A 17577-nucleotide genomic window follows, 5' to 3' on the forward strand; every position below is an offset into this window, starting at 1 on the left:
CGCCGCGGCATTACGCCACGGCGACGGGGAGACAGTTGTCAGAGCTGGTTCAGCTGTTGTCTGAGACACGAAAAAGAGCTTAGACGGGCAGCTTCCGGAAGATAGGTCGCGGCACGTGGCGCAGAGCCATCATCACGAAGCGGAACGGGCCCGGTGCCCAGACAATCTCCTTGCCCTTGTCCGACGCTGCAACAGCAAGCCTCGCGACGTCTTCCTTGTTGACCGTCAAAGGCGCTTCCTTGACGTGGGCGCTGAACTTGGTGCGCACCATGCCCGGTCGAACCACGGTGACGCTCGGGCCGAACTCCGCCAAAGCCTCGCCGAGGCCCAGATAGAAGCCGTCCAGGCCCGCCTTGGTGGAGCCGTAGACGAAGTTGGCGCGCTTCACGCGCTCGCCGGCAACAGACGACATGGCAATGATCTTGCCGAAGCCCTGAGCCTTCATCTTCTCGCCGATCAGTACGCCCACCGAAACCGCTGCGGTGTAGTTGACGTTCGCGACCAGTACAGCCTTGCGCTGGTTCTGCCACAGTTCCTCGGCGTCACCGTCCAAGCCGAACGCAACGATCGCGACGTCGACATCGCCGCCCGCCCAGGCCTTGTCGATGACGTCGGGGTGGCTGTCGAACTTCACGGCGTCGAAGTCGACGACCTCAACCTTGGTGGCGCCCTTGGCTTCGAGCCCCTTGACTGCGGCATCGGTGCCGGGATCGCCGGGCAGCGTCGCCAAAATGATGCGCAGCGGCGACTTCTTCAGGTACTCCTCGCACATCGCGAGGCCGATCTCGGACGTTCCACCGAGAAGCAAAACAGTTTGCGGATTACCTACAGCGTTGATCACAGTTCCAGCCTTCTGGACATATCGGAGGCGAAAACGCCTGTGGGGTCGTACTTTCGGCGCGTCGCCATCCACTCGTCGATGCGCGGGTACATGGAATGGAAGGTCTCTGCGGATGTCCGCGAATCCTTCGCCGTGTACAAGCGTCCGCCGAATTCGAGGACCCGCTTGTCGAGTTCGGTGACGAATTCGTTGAGGCCCGGCTTGATGCGGAAATCGACGCAGATGTTCCAACCCGGGATCGGGAAGCTGAGCGGCGCCTGATTGCCCTCGCCGAAGAGCTTGAACACATTCAGGAACGAATGATGACCACTGCGCTGAATGTCGACAATGATCTTCTTGAACTCTTCGACAGCCTCCGGCGGAACCACGAACTGGTACTGCAGGAATCCGTTGGAACCGTAGGCGCGGTTCCACTCACCGAACATGTCGAGCGGGTGGTAGAACTGCGTCAGATTCTGGACCTTGCCGCGGTACGTTCCCGACTTACGGAACCAGACTTCGCCGATCGCCGAGAAGTTGAACTTGTTGGCGAGGCCGTTCGGGAAGATATCGGGGAACGTCAGCAACTGCGGCGCATCGAAGGCGAGCGGGTTCTTCTGCAGCTTGGCCGGAAGCTGATCGAGCTTCGCCAGGGATCCTCGCGAGATTGCCGCACGGCCGAGCTTCGGCGGCGCTGCGATCGCGTCGAACCAGGCGCTCGAGTACTCGTAGTTGGCCTCGCTGCCGTCGCTGTGCAGCGCGATGGTCTCGTCGAGGCTGTTGGTGACGTCGCCGTCGGCGATGAAATATGCCGTCTCGGTCGGTGTCATCTTGATAGTGGCGCGCAGGATGATGCCCGTCAGGCCCATACCGCCGATCGTGGCCCAGAACAGCGCGGCCTTGGGATCGTTACGCCCGCCCTTAGGGGTGAGGGTACGAACCTTGCCGTCGGCCGTCAGCAGATCCAACGACACGACGTGGTTGCCGAAGCTGCCTGCGCTGTGGTGGTTCTTGCCGTGTATGTCGGAACCGATGGCGCCGCCGATCGTGACCTGACGAGTACCCGGCAGCACCGGAACCCACAGACCGAACGGCAGAGCAGCCTTCATCAGCTGATCCAGATTCACCCCGGCATCGACGTCCACCAACGCGGTGTCACGATCGATGCGATGAATACGGTTGAGCGCATTCATGTCGATGACCAGGCCGCCCGCGTTCTGCGCCGGATCACCGTACGAACGGCCGAGACCGCGTGCGATGACACCGCGTCGCAGGTGCGACGGCTTGGACTCGTTCTTCTCCGCAACCTGGGCGACCGCGCTGGCGATCACTTCCACGTCGGGGGTGGACAACACCTGTGCGGTGGTGGCGGCGGTGCGTCCCCAACCGGTGAGGGTGCGGGCTTGGGTGTGGAGAGCCTGCTTGGGCGTCTCTTCTGCTGTCGTGGACATCAACGTAGAGGTTACCTGGGAGTAGAGCCGGACGGCTTGGGCCGGAGTCGTTACGCTCGTCGTCGTGCCCGAAACGCCTGCGAACCACCAGCACGAACCCCACGTCCCTTTGCCGGTGGAGATTCCCGTCACGACGGACCTCGCCGATGATGCAATTGACCTGAAGACGCAGATCGTCCGGTTTGTTGCGACGGGTGGGCTGTCCGCGATCGTGGATTACGGGCTGTACGCGCTGCTCCACGCGTTGGGATTGTCGTTCACCGCAGCAAAAGCTCTGAGCTTCGTTGCCGGCACCACTACGGCGTATCTGATCAATCGCCGGTGGACATTCAAAGCGGAGCCGTCGCGTGCCCGGTTTATCGCCGTTGTTGTGCTGTACGCGGTGACCTTTGGCGTTCAGGTCGGTCTCAATGCGGTGATGTTGCACGTGTTGGCCGACGAATGGTGGCGTATGCCTCTGGCGTTTGTCATCGCGCAGGGCACCGCAACGGTCATCAACTTCATCGTTCAGCGAGCTGTGATCTTCAATATCAAGTAAATGAGGGCTGCGTGAATTAGCGCATTCGTCCCGTTCTTGGGGGAGAATGCAGGTCATGATCATCGTCCTCGACTCCTCTGCCTTGGTCCGGGGCGCACGGTTCGACAATTCCGTCGCCGACGCCAAGGCCCGCGGACTCCGCATTGTCGTACCGCGTCTCGCTGTCCTCGACGTCGCCAATCGCTACCGCAAGGAATCCGCGGACATGATCGCCGCACTCAGCGTGCAAGCGCGGATGTACGACCGCCTCGGCCTACGCCGGGATCTCACCCGATTCATCGACGCGGCCCACGACAAAGCGGACGGCTATGTCCAGGATCTGGTCGACGACCTGCAGGGAATCGGCATCGAGGTCATCGACCCAGTCGATGTGCCGCACCTGCTCGTGGCGGAGCGCGCGATAGCGATGCAACGACCGTACGTCGACAAGAAAAAGCGCGACGGCTATCCCGCGACACTGAACTGGTTGACCCTGCTCGATCTCGCCGATCGGAATCCCGGCACCGAAATACTTTGGGTCAGCGACGACACACGGGCGTTCGGTGACACTCAGGAAGCGTCGTGGCATCCGGATCTTCTTCGCGAACTCGACTCGCGATGGTTGGACAGCCGCGTCCGCTGGGCACTGGAATTCCCCGTGTTCGACGGGCCGGCGCAGGTCGAGGCGACGGTTGCCTTGCCTGAGCTTGTCGAAGCAGCCGAGCTTGTTGAAGTAGCCGGGGTTGTGGAAGTGGCTGAGGTTGTGGTGCCTGAGGTTGAAGGGCCCGAAGTTGTCGAGGTGGCTGAGCTGATTGTCGACACCGCGCCGGCCGTTCCTGCTGCTTCTGTTGTTCCTGCTGCGCCCGTTGTTCCTGCTGTGCCGGTGGCGCCCGCTCCTAAACCGGTGCAACGTGCAGCCCGTACTCGCGTTGCACCCCAGCGCATCCCGCCCGCACCCAAGCCGGCATCCGGCGGACTACGCAACCTCGGGAAAGTGATCGGCGGACGGAAACGAAAAGTCACCATCGTCGAAGATCTTGACGAAGTCGACCTCACCGGGAACTGACCGCACATAATCTAGGCGGATGTCCCTGTCTCCGATAATCACTCGCCGAACCGGCACGCGGTACGGCAGTCCGAGTGCCACGTCCCGGATTCTGTACAACGTGTGTCGCGCGATGGTGCGTCCGGTTGTCGGAGTGGCGCCGTTGACGCACGGCGCAATTCGTCGCGCTGCGGTATTGGACTCCGCGGCACGGATGCGAATTCCGTCGGGAATCGATCGAGAGATGATTCGTTTCCCTGATTTCGGCGGGGGATCGGGCTTCGACGGAGAATTGGTGCGCACCGCCGGTTCGACGGCCGATATTCGCGACGGAGCGGTTTTGTACCTGCACGGGGGCGGCTTCATGTGTTGCGGACTCAACACACATCGTCCCGTGGTCGCGAGCATTGCCAAGCGGACGGGCCTGCCGGTATTGCATCTTGCGTACCGGCAGTTGCCGTACACGAGCATCAGCGGATCGGCCGATGATTGCCTGAGCGCCTATCACTGGCTTCTCGAACAGGGCGGACTGCCGGAAAAGACTGTCTTCGTCGGTGATTCGGCGGGCGGATTTCTGGTGTTCGCGACAGCGTTGGCTGCGTCGGCCACTGATCTTGCGCCTGCCGGGTTGGTTGGGTTGTCGCCATTCCTCGATCTGGACTGCACCGCAAAATCTGCACACGACAATGCTCGACGCGATGTCATCGCCCCGGTTTCTGCCTTGACGGCAATCGGTGCTTTGGGCGGGGTGATGGCGTCTCCGGTCGACGGAGACCTTGCAGGACTTCCGTCGTCGCTGCTGATAGTGGCGGAATCCGAAGTGCTCAGAGTGGATTCGGAATTGATGGCGCAACGACTTTCGGTAGCCGGTGTCGAATGTTCACTGCAGATCTGGGACGGTCAGATTCACGCTTTCCCGGCGGTGTGGCCGAGTCTTCCGGAAAGTCGTGCGGCTCTCCGTGACGTCGCAACGTTCATTCGGGCGCGCATCGCCTGAGTCTTGACGGATGCTCGTTGGGCCTGGAGTTCTTGTCGGACCCTCGGAATAGGGTGTGGTGCAAGTTCGAACCGGGGGGTTCAGTGAGCGATATTGCACCAGATGACGGGGGTCATCACCAGTTGGTCGATGTGTTGTCGTGCGCTGCCGAAGAATTGGTGCAGTGCTCGTCTTCGGCGTTGACCGACGACGGCATCATTTCAGCTTTGCGAGATCTCGAGCGAGCAGTTCGGCTGGTCGATGCTGTTGGGTACCAACTCGTGGCCGAAGGAATGGAACGTTGCCTCCACGTGGGGCAGGGGCTTCGATCGCCCAATCAACTGCTCGTGCAGGTTCTCCGAATCTCTGCATCCGATGCGTCGCGGCGCGTACGGGCGGCACGGTCTGTGGTGCAACAAGTCTCGGCGTTCGGGGAATCAACTCCAGCGGTACTTCCCGAGACCGGAGACGCTGCGCGTGACGGGGATATCGGCCGTGATCACATATCGGCGATAGCGGATGTCATGCACAAAGCGCCTGCGGCACTTGATTTCGAGGACCGAGAAAGCCTCGAAATGGTGCTTGCCGAACACGCGCGGACTGGCACTCCCGAAGCAGTGACGGCAGCTGGCATCGAGGCATTGGCCTGGCTCAACCCCGACGGCGAACTAACCGATGACCGGGATCGGCGACGCCGGCGGTACCTCAGCGTGCGAAGGCAAGACGCAGATCTGATGTCGCGGATCTCCGGTGAGCTCGATCCGGTTGCAAAGGCCCAACTTGACGTTGTGCTCGCCAAATGGGCGAGACCAGGAATGAACAACCCGGATGATCCGGAATCGCCTGGTGGGGACTGCTCCGAGGTGGGCGAGTCGGCAATTGCGGCAGCCGCATCTCGCGACACGCGTACCGCCGGCCAGCGAAATCACGACGCGTTTTCTGCACTGATGAAATGTGTTCTCGACGGAGGTGTGTTGGGCAACCATCGCGGCCTTCCTGCGACGGTCATCGTCACCATGACGTTGGAGCAGTTGGAGGAATCGATCGGTGGTGTCGCAACCACTGCGACCGGCGGTATTCTGCCGATTCGAGACGCACTCGCGATGTCCGAGAAATCTCATCCGGTGTTGGTTCTCTTCGATCATGACGGCCGTCCGCTGCATTTCGGCCGTGGGAAGCGCCTCGCAACTGTTGATCAGCGCCTGGCGCTGATTGCAGCTGATCGAGGATGTACGCGGCCCGACTGTGACGCACCGCCGTCGCGGTGCGCCGTCCACCACATGACCGAATGGAATGATGACGGACTCACCGACATCGAAAACCTCACCCTCGTCTGCGACAGCTGCCACGGCCTGGTCAAAAAGGGTTCGCACGGCTGGAAAACCAACTCGCGGAACGAGAACGACGGATACACCGGACGAACGGAGTGGACACCGCCGGTGCACATCGATCCGGAACGGCGGCCACGAGTGAACTCCCGGCACCATCCACGAGAATTGCTGGAACGAGCGCATTCGATCATCGCGTGGCGCAAGAAACTCCACCGAGGAGACCCGAATCGGCAGCGAAGGTCTTCGAAAGAGGATCAAGATCCTGAGCCGAGCTGACGAGCTTGATGCGGTTCAGCGCGGCGGTCCCTCGTCGAGGATGAGGGAACCTGACCGCTGTTGACCTTGCGCGTCGAACCAGATCAAATCGACCGTATCGCCAGGGTGACGCATGCTCATCGCGATATTCAGGTCGGACGTCGAGGTGATGGGAGCCCCGCCGAACCCGGTGATCACGTCGCCTTTGGTCACCCCGGCAACTTCGGCAGGCGAATCGAAGCTCACTGCAACCACTTCCGCGCCGGCAGGCGAGCCCACGTGATCTTTGACTGCCACGCCCAGCACGGGCGTGGGGCCCACCCGTACCGTTTCCGAGGAGCGACCACTGAGTATTTGGTCGACAATCGGAAGAGCCGTGTCGATCGGGATCGCGTAAGACTGCGGGGCGGGCGAGACTTCCGTTCGATCTTCGATGGCATTGCCGGCGCTACTGACTCCGATCAATTCGGCAGCCGCATTCACTAGAGGTCCGCCGGAATCGCCAGGCCGGATATCGGCATTCACCTCGATGAGGCCCTTCAATTGATTTCGTGAGCCATCCGTCGAATTGCGGGTGTTGACTGTGACCCCGAAACCGGTGATGGTGCCGGGCGCAGGAAGTGGAACTCCTTCTCCGTCAGCATTTCCGATGGCGGTAACCGGATCGCCTCGAGCGGCTCTCTGTGAACTTCCCACCGTGGCAGTCGGAAGGTCGGATGCTCCGACGAGTCGGAGTAATGCGAGATCCTGACCGCTGTCGTAGCCAAGTACTTCCACGTCGTAGATCAGTCCGTTGGACATGTTCACCGCCGTGATTTCGGTGCCGCCGCTGATCACGTGATGGTTGGTCAACACAACCCCGTCCGGAGACAGGACGATGCCAGTTCCTGCTGTGGTGGTGAACCTGGCGGAAGAAGTGATGGTGACGATGCTGGGGACGACTCGCGCGACCAGTTCCTGTGGCGTGAGCGAAATCGCAGGCGGCGGTGGGGTGGTGGTGATGACCGTGACTGGAGATTGCGCGTCTGGTTGCAGTGAGCTCGGCGCGTGCAGTGAGCTGGGTGTCAGCGGCGGCGCGGCCAGAGTGAGGCCACCGAGCCCCAGTACGAGTAGGGCGGCGATCCACAGGCCACGTTTGATGCCCCCGCTACCACTGCTTTCGCTCATCCGTGGACCCATGTTGTCGGTGTACCCATGTTGTTGGTGTACTCATGCCGTTGGTGTACTCATGCCAGTCGGTGTACCCAGTACCCCTTGCCGAGTACCCCGTACCCAATAACGCTGTACCTTCTTTGGTGCAGATTACCGATTCGGCGCTGGCGCGATCACAAAACGAGGCACCTATCTATCAGGCCCAGCAATCTAGTAGGCCCTAGAAACGGGGCAACAGTCCTTGCGCACGAAGTGTCTCGAGTGACGGTGCATCAGCATCTTTCGCGGACAGTTCGTAGGCCAGGGGTTGACCTGCCCGGTCGGTGGTGGGCCAGGCGATGTTCAGTTCCGGATCGAATGGGTTGAGATCGCGGTCGAATTGTGGGGAGTACTCGATGCTGCAGAGATACATGACTGTTGATCCGTCTTCGAGGGACAGGATGGCGTGCCCCAGGCCTTCGGACAGGTAGACAGCTTTGCGGTCGATGTCGTCAATCAGGACGGAATCCCATTCGCCGAAGGTCGGGGATCCGACGCGCAGGTCGACGATGACGTCGAGGAATGCTCCTTTGACGCAGGTGACGTACTTGGCTTGCCCGGGAGGGGTGTCGGTGAAGTGGATTCCGCGCAGACTTCCTGCTGCGGATACCGAGCAATTAGCTTGCGCCAGTTCGAGGTTGCGGCCTGTTGCGGCGGTGAAGGCTGAGCTTTTGAACCATTCGAGGAAGACTCCGCGGTTGTCTCCGAATTGTCGGGGAGTGATTTCCCAGGCTCCGGCAATTTTCAGTTCACGGATGTCCATGTCACCATTCCTTGCCGTGTTCGAGTAGGGCGAGGAGGTAGTCGCCGTAGCCAGATTTTCCCAAAGTTTCTGCTTGGGAGCGCATTTGGTCGGAGGTGATGAATCCTTGCCTCCAGGCAACTTCTTCGGGCGAGCCGATTTTGAGGCCCTGGCGGTGTTCGATTGTTCGCACGTAGTTGGCGGCTTCGAGTAGGGAGTCCGAGGTTCCGGTATCGAGCCACGCGGTTCCGCGGGGGAGGATGTCCACTTGTAGGCGGCCGGCATCGAGGTAGTGACGGTTGACGTCGGATATTTCGAATTCGCCTCGGTCGGAGGGCTTCAGGTCTCGCGCGACGTCCACAACGTCGCTGTCGTAGAAGTACAGTCCGGGGATGGCGTAGTTCGATTTCGGAGATTCGGGCTTTTCTTCGATGGAGATAGCGCGTCCGGCGTCGTCGAACTCGATGACACCGTAGGCGGTGGGATCGGAGACCCAGTAGGCGAAGATCGCCCCTCCGTCGATGTCCGAGAATCGTTTCAGTTGAGTGCCCAGGCCGGGGCCGTAGAAGATGTTGTCGCCCAAGACAAGTGCAACGGAGTCGTTCCCGATGTGTTCGGCGCCGAGGACGAATGCTGTTGCGAGTCCGTTCGGTTCGTGCTGGATTGCGTAGGTCAGATTGACGCCGAATTGGGAACCGTCACCGAGCAGTCGCCTGAACTGTTCGGCGTCGTGCGGTGTCGTGATGATGAGGATGTCGCGAATATTCGCCAGCATCAGTGTGGAAAGCGGGTAGTAGATCATCGGCTTGTCGTAGATCGGCAGCATCTGCTTGCTCACTCCGAGAGTGATCGGGTGCAGGCGAGAGCCTGTGCCGCCGGCCAGAATGATTCCACGCATACGTGCAGTGTCCTGTACGCGTGCGGATCGAAGCAAACGGATCGGGCACCGATGGGCAAACGGATCCGGCACCAATGAGCGGTAAGGTTCGAAGGGGTTCGGCAAGCTTGAGGAGATGAACGTGCGACTGCTGGTCACCGGGGGTGCCGGGTTTATCGGCGCCAATTTTGTTCACCAGACGGTGGCGTCGCATCCGGGCGTCGAGGTTACGGTTGTCGATGCCCTGACCTATGCCGGTAATCGGAGCTCGCTTATCGAGGTGGAGGATCGCATCCACTTCGTCCACGGTGATGTCGCCGATCAGGCACTGGTTGACGAGTTGGTATCGCGATCCGATGCAGTGGTCCATTTTGCGGCCGAAAGCCACAATGACAATTCGTTGAATGATCCGGAACCGTTTATCCGGACGAACGTGATGGGTACGTTCTCGCTGCTGCAAGCTGTTCGGGCGCACAAGGTCCGGTACCACCACATCTCGACGGACGAGGTGTACGGCGATCTCGAGTTGGATGACCCGACGCGATTCACCGAGTCGACGCCGTACAACCCTTCGAGTCCGTATTCGGCGTCGAAGGCGTCGAGCGATCTGATTGTGCGGGCGTGGGTGCGTTCGTTCGGTATCGAGGCAACGATCTCCAATTGCTCCAACAATTACGGCCCGTTTCAGCATGTCGAGAAGTTCATTCCACGTCAGATCACAAATCTGATCGACGGCGTGCGTCCCCGGTTGTACGGGGAAGGTCGCAACGTTCGCGATTGGATTCACGTGGACGATCACAACCGTGCGGTGTGGGACATCCTGGAGCGGGGCAAGTCCGGTGAAACGTACCTGATTGGCGCGGATGGTGAAACGGATAACCGGACGGTGATTGCAGCTCTGCTCGAGATTTTTGGGCGCAAACCGGACGAATTCGACTTCGTCACCGACCGTCCAGGTCACGATATGCGGTACGCGATCGACCCGAGAAGAATTCAACGGGAACTGGGATGGCAGCCGCTGTACCGCAATTTCCGCAGTGGATTAGAAGCCACCGTGGAGTGGTACCGCGACAACGAACAGTGGTGGCGTCCGCAGAAAGCCGTCACCGAGGCGGGCTATTCAGCCTCGGAAGCTGTCGTGGACTGAGATCTCAGGCTTTGCTGGGATCCGGCACTCGTGAATGTTCGTGAACAAGCGCGTTGCGAAGAACCCGCGATCCGGACAGCGCAGCTACGACGCCCGCAAATACTTCACAGAGAGTGAAGAGCAGCCGCGACGCCAGGGCGAGGCCGAGCGCGACGCCGGCGTCCATGAATGGTGACAGCGCTGCGACGATGACGGCCTCGCGGACGCCGATGCCGGAGGGCACCACGAATACCAGGACGCCTGCGCACATGCCGAGGGCGAGGGCACCGATGCATTGGACGAGCCCACGAATTTCGAAGCCTGCGGAACTGGATGCGAGTAGCCACAGTTGGATTCCGTAGAGCACCCAACTCACCGCGCACCAGCCCAATGCGAGGGCAATTTTGTGCATCGTGAGCGGTTTGTGGAGTGGCGTGCGGCGGAGCAGTTTCAGTGCGAGGTTCACCAGACGCGTGAGCACCGGCGGGTACGCGCAGACGAGAGCGATCGGGACCAGGATGATCACGCCGACCGCGGCTACCGTGCTGACCTCAAACAGGGCAGGTAGGCCGAAGAGTCCAACGACCAATGCCGAAGTTGTACTCAAACCCACCGTGACCAGCACTGCGACGAAGCCCGCTGCCCGAGATACACCGGCGCGCCTGACAAGTTCCGTTTGCAGAACGAATGCCCAGACACTGCCGGGAAGGTACTTGCCGAGCTGGCCGACCAGATAAGCGCGCGCGGCGTCGAATGCCGGGATCGGTTGTTCGAGGGCGCCGAGTGCGTGTTGCCAGGCCCGCACTGCGGCACCCATACCGAGGAAGATGAACAGCGACGACGCAGCGAGCGTCCACCAGTTCAGCTCGGTGATGGTGTTCTTGACTTCGGCCCATTGGGACTTCACCGCGAAGATGATCGCGACGACGATCGCGAGGGTGACGAGAACCTTGAACCCGTTGATGAGAAGACCGCGCAGAGCGTTCGGTTGTGCAGCCGGTTCGACCGTCTGTTCGGATTCGGGTTGTTCGGATTCGGGAGAAGTACTCACGTGCCTGAAACTTCCCACCCGCTCGTCATTTCGCTGACGATACCAATCAGGATTCTCACAGCTAAACCACGAGTGGTTTGTCAGCCCGCTCGCGCCACCATGTGAATGTCCCGGAAAGTGAGTCGGGGATGGTCGGTGACGCACCGAAGCTTGCGGCAGCGTAGATCGCTGCGACTGCGTCGATGTCTTCTTCGGAGATACCCGAGCGACTCATACCGATCCGGTTGACGCCGTGCAGGGACACCGGATTGCCGAAGGCTTTGGCGAAAGGGGGAACGTCTTTGACCACCACTGTTCCCATGCCGATCATGGACCCGGATCCGATGACGCGTCGCTGGTGGGCAACGGTGTGCATCCCCAGATTGACGCCGTCGCCGACGCTGACATGCCCGGCGAGCGTCGTTCCGGATGACACAACGCACCGGTCGCCGATCTGGACGTCGTGTTCGATGCCGACGCGGTTCATCACGAAGCAGTCTTCGCCGATTTCGGTGCGTCGTTCGCTGCCTTGGTGAACGGTGGTGAGTTCACGGATTGTGGTTCGGGCGCCGATTCGGATTCCGAGGCCCGCACTCTCGGACCACGATGTGGGATGGACTGCGCCGAGGATCTCGGGTGGTGCCCCTAGCACTGTTCCCGCGCCGATCCAGCAGTCGTCGCCGATCTCGAGTGGGCCGGTCAGGACGGCGTTCGGTCCGATCGTCACACCGGTGCCGATCTGTACTTCGGCGCCGACCAGGGCGGTGGGATGGATATGGCAGTCAGGTCGTGAAGACATGCGGGTTCCGGAATCCTCTCGAAGTATCGAATTGCGTTTCGATACGCTTCGTTGGTTGTCGGGGTATTTCGTTCCGACGACAGTCGGATGAATCTATCGGAGGTAACTCAGTGATCGCGATATCCAGCATCTCGTTCGGGGAAGAAGTCGAGCGCGAGGTGCTGGACACTCTGCGATCGGGGATCGTCGCGCAGGGGCCCAAGGTCAAGCGGCTCGAGGACGAGTTCGCGGCTCTCGTCGGCACTCGTCATGCGGTGGCGGTGAACAATGGCACTACGGCGCTGATCGCGGCACTTCAGGTCCAGGATCTGCAACCCGGTGACGAGGTTCTGACCACACCGTTCACCTTTGTTGCCACGTTGAACGCGATTCTCGAGGCGGGGGCAACGGCTAGGTTCGCCGATATTTCGGAGTCCGATTTCAATCTGGACTCCGCTGCCGCCGCGGCTCGAATCGGCGACCGCACGAAGGTCTTGATGCCTGTTCATCTCTACGGTCAGTCAGCCGACATGGGTGCGTTGATGCCGCTGGCGCAGACGCACGGCCTGACCGTCGTCGAGGATGCCGCTCAAGCGCACGGTGCGACTTTCGAGGGACGCGGCGCCGGCAGTTTCGGTTTGGGCTGCTTCTCGTTTTACGCGACGAAGAACCTCACGACCGCCGAAGGCGGAATGATCACCACCGACGACGACGCGACAGCCGACCGACTTCGTGTCCTGCGTAACCAGGGCATGCGGGCGCGCTACCAGTACGAGATGGTCGGCCAGAACTACCGGATGACCGATCTGCAGGCAAGCTTGGCGCTGCCGCAGATGGCGACGTACATGCAGCAGGTCGAGGCACGCCGACGCAACGCGGAAGCCTTGCGCGTCGGTTTGAAAGATGTCGACGGGCTGATCCTGCCGACCGAGCTGTCCGGTCGCGGACATGTCTGGCACCAGTTCACGTTGCTGTTGGCCGAGGATGCACCGATCACTCGCGACGAACTCAGCGAGCGTCTCGCCGCGAAGGACATCGGCAGCGGGATCTACTACCCGAAGGCCGTGTACGACTACGAGTGCTACCGCGACCATCCGCGGGTAGTCATCGAGGAGACGCCGGTTGCCACGTCGGTGGCGTCGCGGTGCCTGAGTATTCCGGTCCACGCGGCGTTGTCCGCCGGGGACGTCGATCAGATTATTGCCGCAGTACGCGGCGCTATGGAGGCCTGAAGATGACTGCGAGCCTGAATACGACTGCAAGCAAGCCCCGTATCGCCCTTGTCGGCTCCGGCCAGATGGGTTCGCTGCATGCGCGTGTCATCGCGCAGTCGGCCTTGTGCGAGTTGGAGTTGCTGATCGAGCCACGCGAGGAGCAGGGTAAAGCTGTTGCTGAGCGCTTCGATACGCGCTGGGCTGCGGATTTCGACACGCTGGACGGCATCGACGCCGTGGTGATCGCCGCTGCTACACCGGCCCACTACGAGTTGGCCGGACGGGTTCTCGATCTGGGCAAGCCTGTTCTGGTGGAGAAGCCGTTGGCCGCGACGTACGAGCAGAGCGTCGACCTGGTCGATCGTTCACGCGCGTCCGGTGTTCCGCTGATGTGTGGTCTCCTCGAACGTTTCAATCCAGCTGTTCGCACTGCTCGTGAGTTCTCCGGCGACGTTTGGCAGGTTAACGGTATTCGTCACTCTCCGTTCGTTTCTCGCATCCCGACGGGCGTCGCGACGGACCTGTTGATTCACGACGTCGACTTGGCTATCGGATTTGCCGGATCGGAGCCGAGTTTGGCGAAAGGCGAGTTCGGCTACTTCCATCCGACTTCCGTGCAGAACCGGTCGGAAGATTGCGCCGACGCGGTTCTGCGTTTCGGTTCGGGTGCGGTAGCGACGATTTCGGCCAGCCGGATCAGCCAGCGCAAGATCCGTCAACTGTCGTTGCTCGAGGCTGACCGACTCATCGAGATCGACCTGCTTCGCCGCGGCATCACGATTTACCGGCACATTGACGACAGCATGCCCGCCGATCGGGACGGCTACCAGCAGCAGACGGTTATCGAGATTCCGACGATCCGCTACAGCGACGAGCCGTTGGCAGCGCAGCTGACGCATTTCCTCGGATTGGTGCAGGGAACAGGTGACGCGGACGGTGAGCGGGCGTCGATCCTGCCCGCTCACCGCGCGGTTCACGAGGTCACGGAATCTGCAGTCGCTGCGACGCTTTCTTCCTGATCACTGCGGCCTTCTTGATCCTTACGGCGCGCTCGGAACGCCCAGGCGCCCTGGGACAAGGCGACGAGTAGTCCGACGCCGGCGATACCCCATCCGAATGTGCTTCCTGGCGGGCTGAATTCGATGGTGAGTATCGATCCGTCGTCGGCGCTCGGCGGTACATCGACCTGCAGCAAGCCGCCGGGGCTGGCCTTCGTTTCTACGGACTGTCCGTCCACTGTTGCGGTCCAGCCGGGCCAGGCGAGCAGTGCGAAGGTGAGGGTGCCGGATCCGGTGTACTCGACGGTTTCCCGAGTGTCCGTTGCGGCGGCATCGCTACGGACGTCGAGCCCCGGTGTGGTTGCGGAAACCCGGCCGTCTGGCCACTGATGTTCGGTGGTGCGTCGACCGACAGTGACGACGCGATCAGGCGAAACGGACCAGTCGCTCTCGGGAAGTGCGTCGAGAGCGCGTTTTCCACCGTATGGTCCGGAATTCTGAACGACGACGGTATCGACGCGCATCGCGTCGAGCCAGGACACACCGGTGCCCGGTGATTCGGCGAGTAGTCGATCGACTGCGTCGGGACACTGCACGCCGCCGTAGTAGTTCAGGCACAGGGCTTGAACGAAGTCGTTGTAGCTGATTCCCGCGTAGCTGTTGACGGCGTCGACACCCGCAGGCTGCCAGGCGTTTCCGAACAGCAGATCGCCCCACTGCCCGGTTTGGTTGTCGGGCGGAATGTTGATGGGATCTGCGATCGCGAAAGTGGTTCCTTGGTATCGGTCTTCGAATTTCGATTCCAGGAAGGCGATCTGCCGCGGGAACTTCCACGGTGTGACGTTGTAGTTTCCGGTGAACCAGAAGTTTGTCTGGGCGCTGAGCACCACGACGATTCCGGCCGCGAGTGCGCCAACCAGGTATCGGGGTTTCCGGTAGGCCACGACCAGTGCGATAGCCGTCAGGACCACGGTGATGACAAGCGACGCAGCGTGAATGCCGATGTCTTCGGGCACATTCGACCACGCGAGATAGAACTGGAGTGCCAGCAATCCGGCGGTGATGATCGATCTCGCGCGGATTCGATCACGATGCAATCCCGCGGACAACGCGACCGCAGTGACGACAATGGCAGGCAACTGCCCGTATTCGAGAAGCCGTGCCGGCCAGCGGAACAGCCAGAGATTCGACGGGCCGAGAAGCAGCACCACGTAGATTCCGCCGAAGACGAAGAGCGAAACACTGTGACGCCCCAGCGCCTTGAGCGAGCTCCATCGAATCCACGGAGCAAGCGGGATGAGGAACCAGGCCAGGTAGACCAGGGGAATCGTCATCGCCGGGAGTGCAAACGCCGTGACGTACGGCTGGTTCGACGGACCGGAGAGGTTGAGCAGGTCGCCGAGATCGGGTCGTAGCGAGCCGTCGTTCGCGATTCCGGACTGCGTGCGCACGGACACGCCGGTGGTGAACAGAAGTGGCAGGTACACGATCAGCGACATCATGAGGATCGCTGCGCCGGTGATCAGAAGGGATTTGATACTGCCTGCCCGTTTGACCGCTATGCATTCCGCGATGACGGCGATGTAGACGACAGCGACGCCCACCGCTCCGTATGGGTTGCCGGTGGTCATGGCGAGATAGCCGAAGGCGATCGGTACCAGCGGATTCACGCGACCGAGTGCGCTGGCCCGCGTAGACCACCACACGTGGGGGATCCACGCGAAGGCGATCAGTCCGGATGCCCAGCTCGAGGCGTCGAAGTAGAGCGTGTAACCGGCGAACGGCATGGCAAATCCGGCGATGAAGGCCATCGACCGGTTGGCGCCGTACTGGCGAGCCACCAGGTAGACACCGATGGCGAGTATCGCCATGAATTGCATTTTGACGAGGGTGATTCCGATGCCCAGGTTCGGAATGAGTGCGATGGCAACCGAATCCAGAAGGATCACGGGATTGTATGTCCCGTACAGGGCTTCGGCGGTGACGTTTCCACCGGCCCACAATTCGGGGATGAGCGTCGGCCACGATCCCGACAGAATTTTTTCGCCGATCGTGTGCCATCCGGGCGTGAAAGCTGCTGCACTGTCGTCCCAGTAGTAGAACCAGCGATTGGAGATCAGTGGGATCGCCGCGACGATCGACACCAGAGCGGCGAGCAGTATCGGCGGCACTACGCGTTGAGCGAGCGTCAAGTCAGATTTCACGATGCGCTTTCGTCGTCGGGTCGATGGCTGTACTTCGGAGGCTGGGGCGTGCCCTGTCTCGCGGAGCCTGGGCCGTGCTCTGTCTTGGAGCCCATTTACCTGGAGCGTAGTATTCCGACGAGTTCGAACTGCAGTCGGGGAAGAAGGAGATCGGGACGTGGCGACATCGCGGACGGAGCCCGTTCGTGGGGAATCAGCTACGCCGGAGCTTTCGGTCGTCATCCCCGCATACAACTCAGGTGAGGTACTGGAGTCGACGGTGCGACAGTTCGCCGAGTACTTCAGCACCAGCCCTACCAAGAGCGCCAGCACTACCAAAATCGCCAGCCCAGTCGAGATCATCGTCGTGGAGAACGGTTCCACCGACAACACGGCGGACGTGTGTGCCTCGTTGTCGGAAGCCTGGTCGTGGCCAGGTGTGACGTTCCGTCCCATGAGCAGCGACAAAGGTATGGGTGCGGCACTGCGCGCGGGAATCATCGCGTCGCGGGGAGAGCGTGTGTTGCTCACCGCGGACGATTTGCCGTTCGGCTTCGGCGACATCGAAGGCGCGAATCGTGTGATGGCGGATTTGGGGTCTGTTCCTCCCGTGGTCATCGGTTCAAAGGCCCACGCGGATTCCGAGGTGCAGCGTGGTCTGCTGCGAGCGATCATGACCGGTGGTTTTGCCACTCTTCGGCGAGCCATCTTGGGTACCCGGACGGGTGATCCGCAGGGAACGTTTATCGTCGACGGCACTTTGGCGCGTCGGATCGCGCCCGCTTTGGCCGAGCGAGGTTTCCTGTTCACGACAGAACTGGACTACGCGCTCGAGTTGGCGGGCGTGCGACCAGTGGAGGTTCCCATTCGTCTCAGTGACGATCACCTCGCGCATGCAAGCCGGATTTCGCCCAAGGACGTCGTTCAGATGGCAAACGGATTGTTGTCCCTGCGTCGGCGTAAGAAGGAACTCGCGGCAGTGGCCGGGACGGACTACAGCGGGTAGAGCTGTGATCTAGAGCAGCGCGGCCTGGTGCTCGCGG

General features: G+C 61.2%; 16 protein-coding genes. 8 read left to right on the top strand and 8 right to left on the bottom strand.

Translation table 11 applies throughout. From position 1 onward, the window contains the following. Positions 1-79: 79 nt before the first annotated feature. Together FFI94_RS01160 and FFI94_RS01165 are read right to left on the bottom strand one after the other, a co-directional pair. Entirely contained in the window at positions 80-841 is a 762-nt protein-coding gene (locus FFI94_RS01160) for a decaprenylphospho-beta-D-erythro-pentofuranosid-2-ulose 2-reductase (protein ID WP_033235147.1), read from the bottom strand. Continuing rightward, on the bottom strand, positions 838-2271 hold the full coding sequence (locus FFI94_RS01165; RefSeq protein ID WP_033235146.1) for an FAD-binding oxidoreductase: 1434 nt from the start codon (positions 2269-2271) through the stop codon (positions 838-840). The genes FFI94_RS01160 and FFI94_RS01165 overlap by 4 nt, the downstream gene beginning before the upstream one ends. A 64-nt stretch (positions 2272-2335) precedes the next feature. Here FFI94_RS01165 and FFI94_RS01170 point away from each other — a divergent pair, with 64 nt between their 5' ends. From FFI94_RS01170 to FFI94_RS01185, 4 genes are all read left to right on the top strand, one after another. After that, positions 2336-2809, top strand: coding sequence for a GtrA family protein (locus tag FFI94_RS01170; protein WP_185993104.1), 474 nt, complete (start codon positions 2336-2338; stop codon positions 2807-2809). Between the two features lie 55 nt (positions 2810-2864). Continuing rightward, positions 2865-3854: a PIN domain-containing protein gene (locus FFI94_RS01175; protein WP_138871376.1), complete on the top strand. Its 990-nt coding sequence runs from the start codon at positions 2865-2867 to the stop codon at positions 3852-3854. A 19-nt stretch (positions 3855-3873) separates the two neighbouring features. After that, positions 3874-4830, top strand: a complete 957-nt coding sequence (locus FFI94_RS01180) for an alpha/beta hydrolase (RefSeq protein ID WP_138871377.1) — start codon at positions 3874-3876, stop codon at positions 4828-4830. Positions 4831-4913: 83 nt separating this feature from the next. Beyond that, on the top strand, positions 4914-6416 hold the full coding sequence (locus FFI94_RS01185; protein WP_260683792.1) for an HNH endonuclease signature motif containing protein: 1503 nt from the start codon (positions 4914-4916) through the stop codon (positions 6414-6416). Between the two features lie 15 nt (positions 6417-6431). Here FFI94_RS01185 and FFI94_RS01190 read toward each other — a convergent pair whose 3' ends face one another. The 3 genes from FFI94_RS01190 to rfbA all read right to left on the bottom strand — a co-directional run bounded on the left by FFI94_RS01190 (position 6432) and on the right by rfbA (position 9226). After that, the gene (locus FFI94_RS01190) at positions 6432-7562 is read right to left on the bottom strand and encodes a S1C family serine protease (protein ID WP_138871378.1); all 1131 of its coding nucleotides are present in this window, start codon (positions 7560-7562) and stop codon (positions 6432-6434) included. Between the two features lie 205 nt (positions 7563-7767). Next, positions 7768-8349 carry a dTDP-4-dehydrorhamnose 3,5-epimerase family protein gene (locus FFI94_RS01195; protein ID WP_138871379.1) on the bottom strand — a complete coding sequence of 194 codons (582 nt, stop codon included), beginning with the start codon at positions 8347-8349 and terminating at the stop codon, positions 7768-7770. A gap of 1 nt (position 8350) precedes the next feature. Next, positions 8351-9226, bottom strand: coding sequence for a glucose-1-phosphate thymidylyltransferase RfbA (rfbA, locus tag FFI94_RS01200; protein ID WP_138871380.1), 876 nt, complete (start codon positions 9224-9226; stop codon positions 8351-8353). A 121-nt stretch (positions 9227-9347) separates the two neighbouring features. Here rfbA and rfbB point away from each other — a divergent pair, with 121 nt between their 5' ends. Continuing rightward, a complete protein-coding gene (gene rfbB / locus FFI94_RS01205; protein ID WP_138873544.1) occupies positions 9348-10352 on the top strand; it encodes a dTDP-glucose 4,6-dehydratase in 1005 nt (334 codons plus the stop codon). 4 nt (positions 10353-10356) lie between these two features. Here rfbB and FFI94_RS01210 read toward each other — a convergent pair whose 3' ends face one another. Together FFI94_RS01210 and FFI94_RS01215 are read right to left on the bottom strand one after the other, a co-directional pair. Then, positions 10357-11310, bottom strand: a complete 954-nt coding sequence (locus FFI94_RS01210) for a lysylphosphatidylglycerol synthase domain-containing protein (RefSeq protein ID WP_185993367.1) — start codon at positions 11308-11310, stop codon at positions 10357-10359. A 133-nt stretch (positions 11311-11443) separates the two neighbouring features. Further along, entirely contained in the window at positions 11444-12160 is a 717-nt protein-coding gene (locus tag FFI94_RS01215) for a DapH/DapD/GlmU-related protein (protein WP_138871382.1), read from the bottom strand. A 110-nt stretch (positions 12161-12270) separates the two neighbouring features. Here FFI94_RS01215 and FFI94_RS01220 point away from each other — a divergent pair, with 110 nt between their 5' ends. Then, positions 12271-13371, top strand: coding sequence for a DegT/DnrJ/EryC1/StrS aminotransferase family protein (locus FFI94_RS01220; protein WP_138871383.1), 1101 nt, complete (start codon positions 12271-12273; stop codon positions 13369-13371). 2 nt (positions 13372-13373) lie between these two features. Beyond that, complete coding sequence (locus FFI94_RS01225; protein WP_138871384.1) at positions 13374-14372, top strand: Gfo/Idh/MocA family protein; 999 nt, start codon at positions 13374-13376, stop codon at positions 14370-14372. Here FFI94_RS01225 and FFI94_RS01230 read toward each other — a convergent pair. Next, a complete protein-coding gene (locus tag FFI94_RS01230; protein ID WP_138871385.1) occupies positions 14327-16555 on the bottom strand; it encodes a hypothetical protein in 2229 nt (742 codons plus the stop codon). The genes FFI94_RS01225 and FFI94_RS01230 overlap by 46 nt on opposite strands. A gap of 157 nt (positions 16556-16712) precedes the next feature. Between FFI94_RS01230 and FFI94_RS01235 the strand changes: the two genes are divergently transcribed. Beyond that, positions 16713-17540 carry a glycosyltransferase gene (locus FFI94_RS01235; protein WP_138871386.1) on the top strand — a complete coding sequence of 276 codons (828 nt, stop codon included), beginning with the start codon at positions 16713-16715 and terminating at the stop codon, positions 17538-17540. Positions 17541-17577: the final 37 nt, after the last annotated feature.

Source organism: Rhodococcus sp. KBS0724, assembly GCF_005938745.2.
Taxonomy (GTDB): Bacteria; Actinomycetota; Actinomycetes; order Mycobacteriales; family Mycobacteriaceae; genus Rhodococcus_F.

Coding starts and splice junctions, on each gene's coding strand:
- FFI94_RS01180 (WP_138871377.1), top strand. CDS start 3,874: ATGTCCCTGTCTCCGATAATCACTCGCCGAACCGGCACGCGGTACGGC.
- FFI94_RS01195 (WP_138871379.1), bottom strand. CDS start 8,349: ATGGACATCCGTGAACTGAAAATTGCCGGAGCCTGGGAAATCACTCCC.
- FFI94_RS01175 (WP_138871376.1), top strand. CDS start 2,865: ATGATCATCGTCCTCGACTCCTCTGCCTTGGTCCGGGGCGCACGGTTC.
- FFI94_RS01190 (WP_138871378.1), bottom strand. CDS start 7,562: ATGAGCGAAAGCAGTGGTAGCGGGGGCATCAAACGTGGCCTGTGGATC.
- rfbA (WP_138871380.1), bottom strand. CDS start 9,226: ATGCGTGGAATCATTCTGGCCGGCGGCACAGGCTCTCGCCTGCACCCG.
- FFI94_RS01225 (WP_138871384.1), top strand. CDS start 13,374: ATGACTGCGAGCCTGAATACGACTGCAAGCAAGCCCCGTATCGCCCTT.
- FFI94_RS01165 (WP_033235146.1), bottom strand. CDS start 2,271: ATGTCCACGACAGCAGAAGAGACGCCCAAGCAGGCTCTCCACACCCAA.
- FFI94_RS01215 (WP_138871382.1), bottom strand. CDS start 12,160: ATGTCTTCACGACCTGACTGCCATATCCATCCCACCGCCCTGGTCGGC.